The sequence below is a fragment of the Mesorhizobium sp. AR07 genome, from assembly GCF_024746815.1.
GTDB lineage: Bacteria > Pseudomonadota > Alphaproteobacteria > Rhizobiales > Rhizobiaceae > Mesorhizobium.
Genome location: NZ_CP080525.1, coordinates 584,932 through 598,707, shown reverse-complemented (window position 1 = coordinate 598,707; position 13,776 = coordinate 584,932). Strand labels below are relative to the sequence as shown.

The following is a 13,776-nucleotide window of genomic DNA, read 5'->3' as shown; positions in this document are numbered from 1 at the left end:
GGTGCTACCTCAACCAACGTTCGATGCGCGCCATCGCCTCGACCATGTCGTCATGGCTGCCGGCATAGGAGAACCGCATGGTGCGGTGACCCGCCTGGGTGTCGAAGTCGCGACCGGGCGTCGCCGCCACATGCGCCTGCGCCAGCATCTTTCGCGCGAAAGCCATGCTGTCGTTGGTATGCCTGGTGACATCGCAAAAGGCATAGAAGGCGCCATCCATGGGTGCGGCCAGCGGAAAGCCGAGTTCCGGCAGTCGTTTCATCAAGAGTTCGCGATTCCAGGCATAGCGACCCTTCACCGCTTCCAGTTCCTCGGTCGCCTTGAACGCCTCGATCGCGGCGATCTGCGACAGTTCCGGCGGCGAGATGTAGAGGCTCTGGGCGACGCGCTCGACCGGCCGCACCAGGTCTTCGGGCAACACCATCCAGCCGATGCGCCAGCCGGTCATGCAGTAGTATTTCGAGAATGAGTTGATCACCGTCACGTCGCCGCCATAGGCAAGTGCCGTGGTGTCGGGAGCAGCATAGGCCAGCCGATGGTAGATTTCGTCGGAGATGACGGCGATGCCGAGCTCTTGCGCCGTCCTCACCAGAACCGCCAGTTCGTCGGCCGGTATGACCGCGCCGGTCGGATTGGCCGGACTGGCAAACAGCACGCCTTTCAGTGGCTTTTCGCGATGCGCGGTTTCCAGATGACCGGCATGCAGGTAGGCGGCCTCGCCAAGCTCGATCTCAACCACATCGATGCCGAGTGCGGCCATGATGTTGCGATAGGCGGGATAACCGGGCGCCGCGATGGCGACGCGGTCGCCTGGATCGAACATCGCCAGGAAGGCGAGATTGAAGGCGGCCGACGATCCGGTGGTCACCGCGATCCGGCTGGGTGGAATATCGAGGCCATAGTGATCGGCGTAATGTTCGGCGATCGCCTTGCGCAGCGCGGCGAGGCCGAGCGTGTCGGTGTAGCCGATGCGTCCGTCCCGCAAGGCCTCGGCCGCCGCGGCGCGAACCCCGACCGGCGCCGGGTCGGATGGCTGGCCGACGGCCATGGAGATGACCGGCACGCCCTGCGCCCTCAGCCGGTTCGCCTCGGCCAGAATGTCCATGGCGTGGAAGGGTTCGACATTGCCGCGACGTGAAAGCGAAACGACCATCTTTATCTCATTTTCCTCCGGCCGTCCCCACCTGGCTTTGGCGGCCGCGCCGCACAAATGCCCGATTGATGTGAGGATCACAAGTTGAGGAAGTTTCCGGCGCCGACTTTTCATCTTTCGCCCGCTCGTCTACCAGTGGACACATCATGTTGAGCCGACCCAGATCGACGATTGCTCAGGCAGCGCGCGTCTTCGCGACGCTTTCGCTTGGCGTGGCCGTCGCGGTGGCGAGTTCGGTCAGCGCCTTCGCCCAGAACGTGCCCGTCATACGCGATGCCGAGATCGAGGCGCTGGTGCGCGATTACGCGCGACCGATCTTCAAGGCGGCGGGGCTGGCGAATGACGGCATCGACATCGTGCTGGTCAACGACCAGAGCTTCAACGCCTTCGTCACCGGGCGCCGGATGTTCGTCAACACCGGCGCGCTGATGACGGCCGAAACGCCCAACGAGATCATCGGCGTCATCGCGCACGAGGCCGGCCATATCGCCGGCGGCCACCAGCAGAAGCTGCGCGACCAGCTCGAACGCGCCAAGACGATGGCCATCATCGCCACATTGCTGGGCGCCGGCGCCATCGTTGCCGGTGCCACCACCAACAGCCGCGGCCTTGCCGGCGCCGGCATGGGCGTGGCGGCCGGCGGCGGCGAGATGGCACAGCGCAGCATCCTCGCCTATCAGCGCACCGAGGAGATGACCGCCGACCGCTCGGCGATCACCTATCTCAACGCCACCGGCCAATCCGGCATGGGCATGCTGAAGACGTTCCACCGCTTCCAGACGGCACTGTCGCTGTCGGGTGCGCAGGTCGATCCCTACCGCATCAGCCACCCGATGCCGCAGGACCGTATCGCCAATCTCGAAGTGCTGGTGAAACAGAGCCCGTATGTCGACAAAATCGATGCCCCGGCACTGCAGCAGCGGCACGATTTGATGCGTGTGAAGATCGCCGTCTACATGGAGGGCCAGGCGGCCGCGTTGCGGCTGATGCGCAAAATGCCGGGCAGTCTCGCCGCGCAATATGGCGATGCCCAGTCGACATACCTGTTCGGTAACATCGCGACCGCGCTCGCCAAGACCAATGCACTGATCAAGGCGCAGCCGAAAAACGCCTATTTCCAGGAATTGCGCGGCGACATCCTGATGAAGGCGAACAAGCCCAGGGATGCCGCGGATGCCTATGCCAAGGCGGTCAGCCTCGACCCAGCGCGATCCGGATTGCTGCCGGTGTCCCTTGGCCAGGCGCTGATGGCGGTCGGTACACCTGACTCCCTGAAGAAAGCCGTCGTGCAGATCAACAACGGTCTGGGACGCGACAAGGAAAATTCGGCCGGGTATCGCTATCTGGCGCAGGCCTATGGCGAGTTGAATGACATACCGGGCGCCGAACTTGCCACCGCCGAAGGTCATTTCTATTCCGGCAATTACAAGGATGCGAAGATCTTCGCCATGCGGGCGCAGCAGCAGATGAAACGCGGCGAGCCGCGCTGGCTTCGCGCCCAGGACATCATAAACTACACACCATCAACCAAGATCAAATGAACCTTCCGGCCGCGCGCTGCGACACAGCCAGACGAACCGGGCCGGAAAACAGGTAGAAGGAACAGGAACGATGAAAAAGGCACTGCTGCTGGGCACCACGGGGGTTGCGGTCGCCCTTGCCATGCTGGCTTTCGGATTCGTGGCCGGAAGCCCACAGATTGCCAAGGCCGGTACGGCGCAGTCCGTCCAGACGGCGGCGGCCGACACCAAGATCGACCGCAGCGAGGTCGAGGGCATCATCCGCGACTACCTGCTGAAGAATCCGGAAGTCCTTCTGGAGGTCCAGGACGCGCTCGAAGCCAAACAGAAGGAAGAGCAGCGCATCGCTCATCTCGGCGTGATCAAGGGCGCCAAGGACCAGATCTTCAACTCCGCCTTCGACGGCGTCGTCGGCAATCCGAACGGCAAGATCACCATCGTCGAATTTTACGACTACAATTGCGGCTTCTGCAAACGCGCCATCAGCGACATGCAGGCGCTGACCAAGTCTGATCCGGATCTGCGCTTCGTGCTCAAGGAATTCCCGATCCTCGGACCCGATTCGCAGAAAGCGAGCGTCGTTTCGATGGCTTTCCACCTGATGCATCCGGAAAAGTACGGCGAGTTCCACAACGCGCTGCTCGGCGGCCAGGGACGCGCCACCGAGGCGACGGCCATCAAGATCGCGCTTTCGCTCGGTGCCGACGAAGCAACGCTGCGCGAGAAGATGAAGGATCCGTCGATCACCGAGGCGTTCTCCAAGACCTACGATCTTGCCAACAAGCTGGCGATCACCGGAACGCCGTCCTATGTGGTCGGCAACGAGGTTGTGTTCGGGGCGCTTGGGCAGCAAGTGCTGGCTGAAAAGATCGAGGCGGCGAAAGCCGCGCTCTGATTTTGCTCAGGAGCACATTTCTCACGGGCACATTTCCGCCTGTTGTGGACAGTGAAAGAACGCACTTGCGCTCTTTTCGCGGGCGTCTATGCCCATTATAGAGGGCCAGCGCGCCGGTTTGATGCCGGCGCCGGGAAAGGTCTGCTTTTTGAAAACGGTTTTCGTCCTGAACGGTCCCAATCTCAACGCGCTCGGCAAGCGCGAGCCGGGCATCTATGGCGGCAAGACGCTTGCCGCCATCGCCGATGACTGCAAGCAGGCTGGCACGGCGCTTGGGCTCGAGATCGATTTCCGCCAGTCGAACCACGAGGGCGACCTTGTCGACTGGATCCAGGAAGCCGGCAACAAGGCTGTCGGCATCGTCATCAATCCGGGCGCCTACAGCCACACCTCGATCGCGATCCACGACGCCATTCGCGCCATCGCGCCGCTGCCGGTCGCCGAAGTCCATCTTTCCAACATCCATGCGCGGGAACCATTCCGCCACGTTTCCATGGTCGCGCCGGTTGCCGTCGGCATGATCTGTGGCTTTGGGCCGCTCGGCTACACGCTGGCACTGCAGGCGCTGGCAGCACGCCTATGACCGGCCAACAAACAGAAGGCTCGAAAATGTCGATAAAGAAGACCGGTGTTGACCAGCAACTGATCCGCGATCTGGCGGGCATACTGAACGACACCAACCTCACCGAGATCGAGGTTGAACTGGGCGACCTGAAGGTACGCGTCTCGCGGCAGGCGCCGGCCGTTCACGCGATCGCGGCGCCGCAGCCTGCCTATGCGCCGGCCGCGGCCCAACTCGCTGCCGCGGCAGCGCCGGCGGTGGTCGATGTGTCGAAAAATGCGATAACCTCGCCGATGGTCGGCACCGCCTATCTGGCGCCGTCGCCCGACGCCAAGGCCTTCATCGAAGTCGGCCAGAAGGTCAAGGAAGGCCAGACGCTGCTGATCATCGAGGCGATGAAGACGATGAACCAGATCCCCTCGCCACGCGCCGGCACGGTGACGGCGATCCTGTTCGAGGATGCGACGCCGGTCGAATACGGCATGCCGCTTGTCGTGATCGAGTAGAGCGGGCCGGATGTTTCAAAAGATCCTCATAGCCAATCGCGGCGAAATCGCGCTTCGGGTGCTGCGCGCCTGCAAGGAACTCGGCATCCAGACGGTGGTGGTGCATTCGACCGCCGACGCCGATGCCATGCATGTCCGGCTCGCCGACGAGAGCGTCTGCATTGGCCCGCCGCCATCGCGCGACAGCTATCTCAACATCCATCAGATCGTCGCCGCCTGCGAGATTACTGGCGCCGATGCGGTGCATCCGGGCTACGGCTTCCTGTCGGAGAACGCCAAGTTCGCCGACATTCTGGCCGCCCACAACATCACCTTCATCGGCCCGTCCGGCGACCACATCCGCATCATGGGCGACAAGATCGAGGCCAAGCGCACAGCAAAACGCCTCGGCATTCCGGTGGTGCCCGGTTCGGACGGCGCGGTGACCGATGAAAAGGAAGCCAGGCGCATTGCCGCCGAGATCGGCTATCCCGTGATCATCAAGGCGTCGGCCGGCGGCGGCGGGCGCGGCATGAAGGTGGCGCATACCGAGGACGACCTCGAGGTCGCGCTGCAGACGGCGCGCTCGGAAGCCGGTGCTGCCTTTGGCGACGACGCCGTCTACATCGAGAAATACCTGGAAAAACCACGTCACATCGAGGTCCAGGTGTTCGGTGACGGCTTTGGCCGCGGCGTGCATTTCGGTGAGCGTGACTGTTCGCTGCAGCGCCGCCACCAGAAGGTCTGGGAAGAGGCGCCCTCGCCGGCCCTCAATGCCGAGGAGCGCGCCCGCATCGGCGGCGTCTGCGCCAAGGCCATCGCCGACCTCGGCTATTCCGGGGCCGGCACGATCGAGTTCCTCTACGAGAATGGCGAGTTCTACTTCATCGAGATGAACACGCGCCTGCAGGTCGAGCATCCGGTGACCGAAGCGATCACCGGCATCGATCTCGTGCACGAGCAGATCCGCGTCGCCTCGGGCGGCGGACTTTCGGTCAGGCAGGAAGACATCAAGTTCAATGGCCACGCCATCGAATGCCGCATCAATGCCGAGGACCCGCGCACCTTCACCCCCTCGCCCGGCACGATCACCCACTTCCACACACCGGGCGGTCTCGGCATCCGCGTCGATTCCGGCGTCTATTCCGGCTACAAGATCCCGCCCTATTACGACAGCCTGATCGGCAAGCTGATCGTGCATGGGCGCAACCGCGTCGAGTGCATGATGCGGCTGCGGCGTGCGCTGGATGAATTCGTCGTCGACGGCATCAAGACGACGTTGCCGCTGTTTCGCGATCTCGTCGGCAATGCCGATATCGCCAATGGCGACTATGACATCCACTGGCTGGAAAAATACCTGGCCAAGGAAGAGTAGTCCGGGGACGCGATGACCCGCCCCTACGCGCCCGGCTATCGCATCCCCACCGACCTTTTGCTCAAGGCCTATGCCTCGGGCGTCTTTCCGATGGCCGAAAGTGCCGGCGACCCGGAGGTGTTCTGGGTGCGGCCGGAGACGCGCGGCATCATCCCGCTCGACGGTTTTCACACGCCGAAGAGCCTCAGGAAAACGATCAAGAAGCATCCTTTCGACATCCGTTTCGATTTCGATTTCGAAGCGACGATCGACGGCTGCGCCGAAAAGCGCGAGGAGCGCCGGTCGACCTGGATCAACGCGCCGATCCGCGAAGCCTATGTGCAACTGCACCGGATGGGGCACTGTCATTCGGTCGAGGCGTGGCGCGAGGAGCGGCTGGTCGGCGGTCTCTACGGCGTGTCGCTCGGCCGGGTCTTCTTCGGCGAGAGCATGTTTGCCAGGGAAACGGACGCTTCCAAGACCTGTCTTTTCTATCTCGTCGAGCGCTTGAAGGCGCGGGGCTTCGCGTTACTTGATACGCAATTCACCACCGAGCACCTCAAGCGCTTGGGCGCGGTCGACGTGCCGCGCGGCAAGTATGAGAAGATGCTGGCCGACGCGCTGAAGGGTGAGGCCGTCTTTTTTCCGTAACTGAAGAGATTCGATGTCGGGCGAGAACCACCTTCGAACGGACATGCAGCCAATTGTTCAAGCACTGATCGAAAAGGGCAGAGACGTCACAATGGGCCAGCTCGACCTACTGCTCCCCAAACGAGAGTTTAGTTCGACCGATATCGAAGACATAATGGCTGCTCTCGCTGACCACGGGATACACATCGCCGAGTGAACGATCTGCCGGGCCGACCTGTCCCGATTGCATCAACCTTTCGCAGCGGTCTCCAAAGGCGTCTGCGAATGGAACATCATTTTCCAGCCGTTGACGCGATGAACGTAGCCGGTGCTGACAAGTGCGGCGTAGGGTTCGCCGTTCTCCCGCGTTGCCCGCGCCTCGTAAGTCAGCATGATGATATCGCTGCCCGGCTCGATTATTCCCTTCAGCTCGATGTCGAGGTCGCGCCAGCGGTTGGGCTTGGTTGCGGTCTTGGCGAGATCGGCATTGTCCATCGCCTTTGCCATCTGCGGAAACGCCACCAGGCACTCGGTGTCGGCATTGGCCGCATAGTAGGCCGCGTCGCCCGTCCAGAATCCCCTTTCGAGCTCCAGCAGCTCTTTCTTGCTGGCCGTGATCCGCTTGCTGTCTGACATCGAAAAATCCTCCAGGCGCATGGATGCGCATCGTCCGTGGCCTAAACGCATGGTGGCCCAGGACAGTTCCGGCGGATCAGTTGGCGGTTGTGTCAGGTTCCGTGGCATCCGGCTGTGCCGGAGTGGCAGCAGGCTTCGGCTTGGCCGCGGCGGGCTTCGAAGCGTCAGCCTTGGTCGCGCCCGCCTTGGGGGCGTCGGGTGCCGGTACGTCGGACTTCTGCTTGCATTCCTTCAGCCAGACGTCATAGACGGCATGTTCGACGGCGTTGAGGCCGGGGCTTTCGGCGAACATCCAGCCGGTGAAGATGCGGCGGATCTTGCGGTCGAGCGTGATCTCGTCGACCTCGACAAAGGAATCGGTCTTCGGCTCCTCGGTCTGCGGCCGCGAATAGCAGATGCGCGGCGTCACCTGCAAAGCGCCGAACTGCACCGTCTCGTCGATATAGACATCGAAGGTAATGATGCGGCCGGTGATCTTGTCGATGCCGGCGAATTCCGCGATGGGATTGGTGATGCGATCCGATCCGGCGGGCGCCGCCGGTGCGGGCGCCGGCGCAGCGGGTGCGGGCGAAGCGGCAAAGGCCGCGGTGCTGACGGCCAGGCCGGCGGCTAGCGTCAGGCCGCCCGTCGATATCAGGTTGAAAAATCTCATCTAGGGGTACCGGTGGTTCGCGCCCGGGCGATTCTGTCGATCACCAAGGCTAGTCGCCGTTTTCTGATCAGCAAGCAGCTAAACACCAATTGTGGCGATAAAGGACCGGCCTGCACCTTGCGTTGTTACAAGTCGGGGCCGTTACGACCCCGGTGTCCAGGCGTCGTAGTCGCCGGTAACCTGCGGGCGATGCTGATTGGTCAGCACCGAGCCCTTCGGGCGATAGGCTGCTGGGCTGCCGGTCAGATTGGGCTGATGCGGCTTTTGCCAGTCGCGCGGCTTATAGTCCTCGCTGGGCGGCGCGACGTCGACACGGTGATGCATCCAGCCGTGCCAGCCCGGCGGTATGGCCGAAGCTTCCGAATAGTTGCGGTAGATGACCCAGCGGCGCGTGCGGCCTTCCGAATCGATGCCGCCCTCGTAATAGACATTGCCGGTCTCGTCCTGGCCGACCTTCTTGCCATGCCGCCAGGTGTGCAGGCGCGTTCCCAGCGTCTGGCTGTTCCACCAGGTGAAAAACTGCGTAAGGAAAGTCTTCATCTCAAAACCCTCGCGCCGACGGCGCCCGTTTCCTGCTTATGGCGTCAGGCCATCGGGAAGGCAAGGGTTTTGCCACACGGAGCGCTCGAATGGCTTGCCGGAAAGCCGACACAAGCCCGTGATTTTCTTCACCGCGGGATGCGCGCTTGCCAAGCCTTCGCGGTCTTTCTAAAGCTTGCGCGGCCGAGCCGGTATCCAACCGGCGACAGGCCGAAGGAGGTGACGATTGGCCACGGAATTGCCGACCACCGACATTCGCATCAGCGCCGACCTGATTCGCCGTCGCAAGGGCGGCACGCCGATTGTCTGCCTCACCGCTTACACCTATCCCATCGCCCGCTTGCTCGACGACCATGTCGATCTGCTCCTGGTTGGCGACAGCGTCGCCATGGTGCTGCACGGCCACAAGACGACGCTGGGCGCCTCGCTCGACATGATGATCGCGCATGGGCAAGCGGTGATGCGCGGCTCGGCCAAGGCCTGCGTCGTCGTCGACATGCCGGCCGGCACCTATGAAGACTCGGCGGCACTAGCCGTTGCCTCGGCGCGGCGGATCGTCGACGAAACCGGCTGCCAGGCGGTGAAACTGGAAGGCGGCGTCGACATGGCCGGGCAGATCGCCGCCATCGTCGCAACCGGCATTCCGGTGATGGGACATATCGGCCTGCTGCCGCAATCGGTGGAGAAGGACGGCGGCTATAAGATCAAGGGCCGCACGGACGAGACTGTCGCCGCACTGTTTGCCGATGCGCTCGCGGTCGAAGGCGCCGGCGCGTTCTCGGTGGTCATCGAAGGCACGATCGAGACCGTCGCCGCCGACATCACCCGCCGCATCGCCATCCCAACCATCGGCATCGGCGCCAGCGGCGACTGCGACGGCCAGATCCTGGTCATCGACGACATGATCGGGCTGACCGTCGACCGGGTGCCGAAATTCGTCAAGGAGTATGCCGATCTGCGCAGCGTCATCGCGCATGCCGCCGAAAGCTACGCATCCGAGGTGCGAAGCCGGACATTCCCAGGCCCTGGACATGTCTTTTCGGCCGCGACAGGCAAGGACAAGACATGAGCCGGCCCATCGTCGTCGACAACGTTGCCGCGCTGCGCGCGGAAATCCGCCACTGGCGGCGCGACGGCCTTCGTGTCGCCATGGTGCCGACCATGGGTGCGCTGCATGACGGGCACATCTCGCTGGTCAGAATCGCACTCGAACGAGCCGAGCGCTGCGTCGTGTCGATCTTCGTCAACCCGACGCAGTTCGCGCCGACGGAAGACCTCGACAAGTACCCGCGCCAACTCGCCCACGACCTCGACCGGCTGGGAATGGCCAGGGCCGACCTGGCCTTCACGCCGACAGTCGGCGAAATGTATCCCACTGGGTTTGCAACAGAAATCTCGGTCGGCGGCCCCTCCGCCGGGCTCGAATCGGACTTTCGGCCAACCTTTTTCGATGGCGTCGCCACCGTGGTGGCAAAGCTTTTCCTGCAGGCAACCCCTGACTGCGCGGTCTTCGGCGAGAAGGACTACCAGCAGCTTTGCGTCGTCAGGCAGCTCTGCCGCGACCTGGATCTGCCCGTCGAAATCATCGGCGCACCGACGATACGCGACGAACACGGTCTCGCCATGTCGTCACGCAACGCCTATCTCGGCGAAGCCGAGCTCGAGATCGCGCGCCAGTTCAACGTGATCCTGAGAAAGACGGCCGCAGCTCTGGCGGCCGGCGCCGACCAGAACGGTGCGACCGCCGAGGCCAGGCACGCCCTGATCGCGGCCGGCTTCCGCGAGGTCGACTATGTCGAGGCGCGCGAAAGCCTGACGCTCGCGCCATGGCGTCGGGATCGTGAAGGGCGCTTGCTCGCCGCGGCCTGGCTCGGCAAGACCAGGCTGATCGACAATGTGGACGTTCCCTGGGCATAAAAGCTGGAAATTTTCATCAGCGCGTTCCCGACCTGACAGACTGGGCCGGCCAAGGTTGACGTGCCCGCAAACTTCCAGGCTGGCGGCATTGCGGCGGTTTGCTGCCGCGCCTACTTCTCTCCAATTCGTCGGCTGCTCCTGACCAATAGTTGCCCCACAACGATCCCAATAACCCCAGCAAAGGCTTTCACGAGTGCGTCGATAAGGCGTGCGTGGCGACCGGGATCGATGATCTGAAGCAATTCCAGTACGCCTGCGATCACAACCACAAAGATCACGGTTTGATACAGACGGTTGGGGAAGCCGAGCGCCATAGCCAAGCCCAGCAACACGTAGGCCAAGGCGCGTTCAACATTTGCCGGGGCTATGTGCGGCCGCATCTGGATCGGCGACAAGGTTGCGAAAACGATGATGGCGAGCAGCGCCAGCGCTGCAATGCGGGACAGTTTGATCATGCTCCTGCATACCCGTCGTAAGCCGGCACAGCAAATGCCGGGATGACGCATCGCCTGGTTCGAAACCGATGACGCCAGCAATTTTGGGTGATGTCAGTCCTATTCCTCGGTCGGCATATGCAGATACATCGACTGGATGCCGACCCGGCCCGGTCCGGTGAAACGGTTGACGATGAAATTCATGTTGGCGCCGAAGAAGCCGCTCGACAAGCGATCGATCTTGGTTTCCATCCTGACCGAGACATCCTTGAACAGCCAGCCACCAGGTTCGATGTCGATGGTTTCGCCAGCGGCGAGCGTTTTCTCGAAGACGTTGCCATAGCCGTGCAGCCAGACGATGCCGTCGCCGGCATCGCCGCGAAAACGGTCGATGAAGAAGCCGCTCTGGCCGAACAGCATTGTCGCCATGCCGCGCACGCGCTCGAAAGTGTAGTCGACATTGCCGGTGGCGGCGAGAAACTGGTGCTCGCGCACCTGGATCTCCTCGCCACGCCTGAGATGGATCGGCACGATATGGCCAGGCCCATCGCGGCTGAAGGCGATGATGCCCGCCCCCGATGCTTCGGTGACGAAGATCTGCATGCCGGCCATCATGCGCTTCAGCGCTCCTTTCAGCGATTTCAGGCCGATGGTTATGGTGGAATTCTTCCACAGCAGGATGTGGTGCTCGAAATAGACAGGCATGCGCGTCACATCGACCGAAAGCACCGGCACCAGCTCGCCAGCGATGTGATAGGTGACGCCACCAAAGGTTTCGTTCGACGCCTGTGTCGGCATCAGTTCCGGTAAGCTCGGCATGAAATCCCCCCTTGCGCCATCGCGTCCGTGAATGCGGACGCAGGCTCAGGCAGCGTTGATACGGCTGCGGGGGCCGGTCAAATCAAAAACGCGAGACAATTGCTGGCCGGGCGCTCCGGCAGCGGCCTATCCGAGGGGCTTCTCGAAACTCAGCGTCGTCGGCCTTGAGGTCTCGCGCGGATCCGCGGCATTGCCGGCAGGCAAAAACCCCTTCGATCGGTAGAAGGCGATGGCGCCGCCATTGGCTTCCTCCACCTCGACACGCAGCGTTCGGGCTTCCGGGAAACTGGCCTCGATCTCCTCCAGCAGTGCTTGCCCGATCCCTCGCCTCTGACAGGCCGGAAGCACGTAAAGCTGGTTCAACAGGATGATCTTCGCGTCGGCGGTGGCGGCAGCGTATGCCATGCCGCCGATCCGCTTGCCGTCGTCGGCAACCAGGAATTCCGAATTCGGCCGTGTCAGCCGCGAGCGGAGCGAAGCGATCGAGTGCCATTCATCGGTGATCTCGGTCACCTCAGAGGCACCATAGATGGCGTCATAGGTCGCATGCCAGGTTTCGACCAGCAGCGCCCGCACTGCGGCAAGGTCACGTTCGCCTGCGGTGCGGACGAACACCGCCTTACTCGATGCCCAGCTTGGCCTTGACGAGATCGTTGACCGCTTGCGGATTGGCCTTGCCGCCGGTCGCCTTCATCACCTGGCCGACGAACCAGCCCGCCATGCTCGGCTTGGCGCGCGCCTGCTCGACCTTGTCTGGGTTGGCAGCGATCACCTCATCGACTGCCTTCTCGATGGCGCCGGTGTCGGTGACCTGCTTCATGCCGCGGCTCTCGACCAATTGGCGTGGGTCGCCGCCCTCGTTCCAGACGATCTCGAACAGGTCCTTGGCGATCTTGCCGGAAATGGTGCCATCCTTGATCAGGTCAATCACCGCGCCCAGCTGGTCGGGCGAAACCGGAGCATTTTCAATGTCCTTGCCGGCCTTGTTCAATTGCCCGAGCAGATCGTTGATGACCCAGTTGGCGGCCAGCTTGCCGTCGCGGCCGGCGGCCACCTTCTCGAAATAGTCGGCGATCGGCTTTTCCGAAACCAGGATCGAAGCATCGTAGGTCGACAGACCGACCGAAGCGATCAGCCGCGCCTTCTTGTCATCCGGCAGTTCCGGCAATTCCTTCGCCAGCGCGTCGACATAGGCCTGGTCGAATTCCAGCGGCAAGAGATCGGGATCAGGGAAATAGCGGTAGTCGTGCGCCTCTTCCTTGGAGCGCATCGAGCGTGTCTCACCCTTGACGGCGTCGAACAGGCGCGTTTCCTGATCGATCTTGCCGCCATCCTCCAGAATGGCGACCTGCCGGCGCGCCTCATAGTCGATGGCCTGGCCGATGAAGCGGATCGAGTTGACGTTCTTGATCTCGCAGCGCGTGCCGAACTCGCCGCCCGGCTTGCGCACCGACACGTTGACGTCGGCGCGCATCGAGCCTTCGTCCATGTTGCCGTCGCAGGTGCCGAGATAGCGCACGATTGTGCGCAGCTTGGTGACGTAGGCCTTGGCTTCATCGGCCGAGCGCATATCCGGCTTGGAAACGATCTCCATCAGCGCCACGCCGGACCGGTTGAGGTCGACATAGGACATGGTCGGATGCTGGTCGTGCATCGACTTGCCGGCATCCTGTTCCAGATGCAGCCGCTCGATGCCGACCTCGATGTCCTCGAATTCGCCCTGACGATCCGGGCCGACCGAGACGATCACCGTGCCCTCGCCGACGATTGGCTGCTTGAACTGCGATATCTGATAGCCCTGCGGCAAATCCGGATAGAAGTAGTTCTTCCGGTCGAAGACGGACTTGTGGTTGATCTGCGCCCTCAGACCAAGGCCGGTGCGGATCGCCTGCTTGACGCATTCCTCGTTGATGACCGGCAGCATGCCGGGCATTGCCGCATCGACCAGGCTGACATTGGCATTGGGTGCGGCGCCAAAGGCGGTCGAGGCGCCGGAAAACAGCTTTGCTTCCGAGGTGATCTGGGCATGGACCTCGAGACCGATGATGATCTCCCAGTCGCCGGTGGCACCCGGGATCAGGCGTTTCGCGTCGGGCGTTCGGGTGTCGATGAGTGTCATGATGGCCTGCGAATTGCGGTGACTGAACTCACGTTTGAACGTGAATTTCACGTCCAACGT

Annotated in this window: 17 protein-coding genes; 9 read left to right on the top strand and 8 right to left on the bottom strand. The window is 62.6% G+C overall.

The window, feature by feature from the left end:
* Positions 1–4 precede the first annotated feature (4 nt).
* The gene (locus BPNPMPFG_RS03155) at positions 5–1,153 is read right to left on the bottom strand and encodes a pyridoxal phosphate-dependent aminotransferase (protein WP_258593213.1); all 1,149 of its coding nucleotides are present in this window, start codon (positions 1,151–1,153) and stop codon (positions 5–7) included.
* A gap of 146 nt (positions 1,154–1,299) precedes the next feature.
* On the opposite strand from BPNPMPFG_RS03155, the gene BPNPMPFG_RS03150 reads away from it, so the two are divergent.
* From BPNPMPFG_RS03150 to BPNPMPFG_RS43100, 7 genes are all read left to right on the top strand, one after another.
* Complete coding sequence (locus BPNPMPFG_RS03150) at positions 1,300–2,694, top strand: M48 family metalloprotease (protein WP_258593212.1); 1,395 nt, start codon at positions 1,300–1,302, stop codon at positions 2,692–2,694.
* A 70-nt stretch (positions 2,695–2,764) separates the two neighbouring features.
* On the top strand, positions 2,765–3,568 hold the full coding sequence (locus BPNPMPFG_RS03145; protein ID WP_258593211.1) for a DsbA family protein: 804 nt from the start codon (positions 2,765–2,767) through the stop codon (positions 3,566–3,568).
* A 148-nt stretch (positions 3,569–3,716) separates the two neighbouring features.
* Positions 3,717–4,151 carry a type II 3-dehydroquinate dehydratase gene (gene aroQ, locus BPNPMPFG_RS03140; protein WP_258593210.1) on the top strand — a complete coding sequence of 145 codons (435 nt, stop codon included), beginning with the start codon at positions 3,717–3,719 and terminating at the stop codon, positions 4,149–4,151.
* Between the two features lie 26 nt (positions 4,152–4,177).
* Positions 4,178–4,636: an acetyl-CoA carboxylase biotin carboxyl carrier protein gene (gene accB / locus BPNPMPFG_RS03135; protein WP_258593209.1), complete on the top strand. Its 459-nt coding sequence runs from the start codon at positions 4,178–4,180 to the stop codon at positions 4,634–4,636.
* A 10-nt stretch (positions 4,637–4,646) separates the two neighbouring features.
* Positions 4,647–5,990 (top strand): acetyl-CoA carboxylase biotin carboxylase subunit, encoded by a 1,344-nt coding sequence (accC, locus tag BPNPMPFG_RS03130; protein WP_258593208.1) that lies wholly within the window; start codon positions 4,647–4,649, stop codon positions 5,988–5,990.
* A gap of 12 nt (positions 5,991–6,002) precedes the next feature.
* The gene (aat, locus tag BPNPMPFG_RS03125) at positions 6,003–6,620 is read left to right on the top strand and encodes a leucyl/phenylalanyl-tRNA--protein transferase (protein ID WP_258593207.1); all 618 of its coding nucleotides are present in this window, start codon (positions 6,003–6,005) and stop codon (positions 6,618–6,620) included.
* Positions 6,621–6,633: 13 nt separating this feature from the next.
* On the top strand, positions 6,634–6,816 hold the full coding sequence (locus BPNPMPFG_RS43100) for an RNA polymerase sigma factor region1.1 domain-containing protein (protein WP_413776830.1): 183 nt from the start codon (positions 6,634–6,636) through the stop codon (positions 6,814–6,816).
* Positions 6,817–6,848: 32 nt separating this feature from the next.
* Here the strand turns inward: BPNPMPFG_RS43100 and BPNPMPFG_RS03120 are convergent, their stop codons facing one another.
* From BPNPMPFG_RS03120 to BPNPMPFG_RS03110, 3 genes are all read right to left on the bottom strand, one after another.
* The gene (locus tag BPNPMPFG_RS03120) at positions 6,849–7,235 is read right to left on the bottom strand and encodes a hypothetical protein (RefSeq protein ID WP_258593206.1); all 387 of its coding nucleotides are present in this window, start codon (positions 7,233–7,235) and stop codon (positions 6,849–6,851) included.
* Positions 7,236–7,311: 76 nt separating this feature from the next.
* Positions 7,312–7,887 (bottom strand): DUF2155 domain-containing protein, encoded by a 576-nt coding sequence (locus BPNPMPFG_RS03115; protein ID WP_258593205.1) that lies wholly within the window; start codon positions 7,885–7,887, stop codon positions 7,312–7,314.
* A 141-nt stretch (positions 7,888–8,028) separates the two neighbouring features.
* Positions 8,029–8,427, bottom strand: coding sequence for an NADH:ubiquinone oxidoreductase subunit NDUFA12 (locus tag BPNPMPFG_RS03110; protein WP_258593204.1), 399 nt, complete (start codon positions 8,425–8,427; stop codon positions 8,029–8,031).
* A gap of 226 nt (positions 8,428–8,653) precedes the next feature.
* Between BPNPMPFG_RS03110 and panB the strand changes: the two genes are divergently transcribed.
* Both panB and panC read left to right on the top strand, forming a co-directional pair.
* Positions 8,654–9,496 carry a 3-methyl-2-oxobutanoate hydroxymethyltransferase gene (gene panB / locus BPNPMPFG_RS03105; protein ID WP_258593203.1) on the top strand — a complete coding sequence of 281 codons (843 nt, stop codon included), beginning with the start codon at positions 8,654–8,656 and terminating at the stop codon, positions 9,494–9,496.
* Complete coding sequence (gene panC, locus BPNPMPFG_RS03100; RefSeq protein WP_258593202.1) at positions 9,493–10,344, top strand: pantoate--beta-alanine ligase; 852 nt, start codon at positions 9,493–9,495, stop codon at positions 10,342–10,344. Before panB ends, panC begins: the two co-directional genes overlap by 4 nt.
* Before the next feature lie 110 nt (positions 10,345–10,454).
* Here panC and BPNPMPFG_RS03095 read toward each other — a convergent pair whose 3' ends face one another.
* The 4 genes from BPNPMPFG_RS03095 to gatB all read right to left on the bottom strand — a co-directional run bounded on the left by BPNPMPFG_RS03095 (position 10,455) and on the right by gatB (position 13,716).
* Positions 10,455–10,799, bottom strand: coding sequence for a hypothetical protein (locus BPNPMPFG_RS03095; protein ID WP_258593201.1), 345 nt, complete (start codon positions 10,797–10,799; stop codon positions 10,455–10,457).
* Positions 10,800–10,898: 99 nt separating this feature from the next.
* Positions 10,899–11,597 carry an AIM24 family protein gene (locus tag BPNPMPFG_RS03090; protein ID WP_258593200.1) on the bottom strand — a complete coding sequence of 233 codons (699 nt, stop codon included), beginning with the start codon at positions 11,595–11,597 and terminating at the stop codon, positions 10,899–10,901.
* 126 nt (positions 11,598–11,723) lie between these two features.
* The gene (locus tag BPNPMPFG_RS03085; RefSeq protein ID WP_258593199.1) at positions 11,724–12,212 is read right to left on the bottom strand and encodes a GNAT family N-acetyltransferase; all 489 of its coding nucleotides are present in this window, start codon (positions 12,210–12,212) and stop codon (positions 11,724–11,726) included.
* 4 nt (positions 12,213–12,216) lie between these two features.
* A complete protein-coding gene (gene gatB / locus BPNPMPFG_RS03080) occupies positions 12,217–13,716 on the bottom strand; it encodes an Asp-tRNA(Asn)/Glu-tRNA(Gln) amidotransferase subunit GatB (RefSeq protein WP_258593198.1) in 1,500 nt (499 codons plus the stop codon).
* Between the last annotated feature and the right edge of the window lie 60 nt (positions 13,717–13,776).

Coding starts and splice junctions, on each gene's coding strand:
- accC (WP_258593208.1), top strand. CDS start 4,647: ATGTTTCAAAAGATCCTCATAGCCAATCGCGGCGAAATCGCGCTTCGG.
- panC (WP_258593202.1), top strand. CDS start 9,493: ATGAGCCGGCCCATCGTCGTCGACAACGTTGCCGCGCTGCGCGCGGAA.
- BPNPMPFG_RS03115 (WP_258593205.1), bottom strand. CDS start 7,887: ATGAGATTTTTCAACCTGATATCGACGGGCGGCCTGACGCTAGCCGCC.
- BPNPMPFG_RS03110 (WP_258593204.1), bottom strand. CDS start 8,427: ATGAAGACTTTCCTTACGCAGTTTTTCACCTGGTGGAACAGCCAGACG.
- BPNPMPFG_RS03145 (WP_258593211.1), top strand. CDS start 2,765: ATGAAAAAGGCACTGCTGCTGGGCACCACGGGGGTTGCGGTCGCCCTT.
- accB (WP_258593209.1), top strand. CDS start 4,178: ATGTCGATAAAGAAGACCGGTGTTGACCAGCAACTGATCCGCGATCTG.
- BPNPMPFG_RS03095 (WP_258593201.1), bottom strand. CDS start 10,799: ATGATCAAACTGTCCCGCATTGCAGCGCTGGCGCTGCTCGCCATCATC.
- BPNPMPFG_RS03090 (WP_258593200.1), bottom strand. CDS start 11,597: ATGCCGAGCTTACCGGAACTGATGCCGACACAGGCGTCGAACGAAACC.
- aat (WP_258593207.1), top strand. CDS start 6,003: ATGACCCGCCCCTACGCGCCCGGCTATCGCATCCCCACCGACCTTTTG.
- BPNPMPFG_RS03150 (WP_258593212.1), top strand. CDS start 1,300: ATGTTGAGCCGACCCAGATCGACGATTGCTCAGGCAGCGCGCGTCTTC.
- gatB (WP_258593198.1), bottom strand. CDS start 13,716: ATGACACTCATCGACACCCGAACGCCCGACGCGAAACGCCTGATCCCG.
- BPNPMPFG_RS03120 (WP_258593206.1), bottom strand. CDS start 7,235: ATGTCAGACAGCAAGCGGATCACGGCCAGCAAGAAAGAGCTGCTGGAG.
- BPNPMPFG_RS43100 (WP_413776830.1), top strand. CDS start 6,634: ATGTCGGGCGAGAACCACCTTCGAACGGACATGCAGCCAATTGTTCAA.
- BPNPMPFG_RS03155 (WP_258593213.1), bottom strand. CDS start 1,153: ATGGTCGTTTCGCTTTCACGTCGCGGCAATGTCGAACCCTTCCACGCC.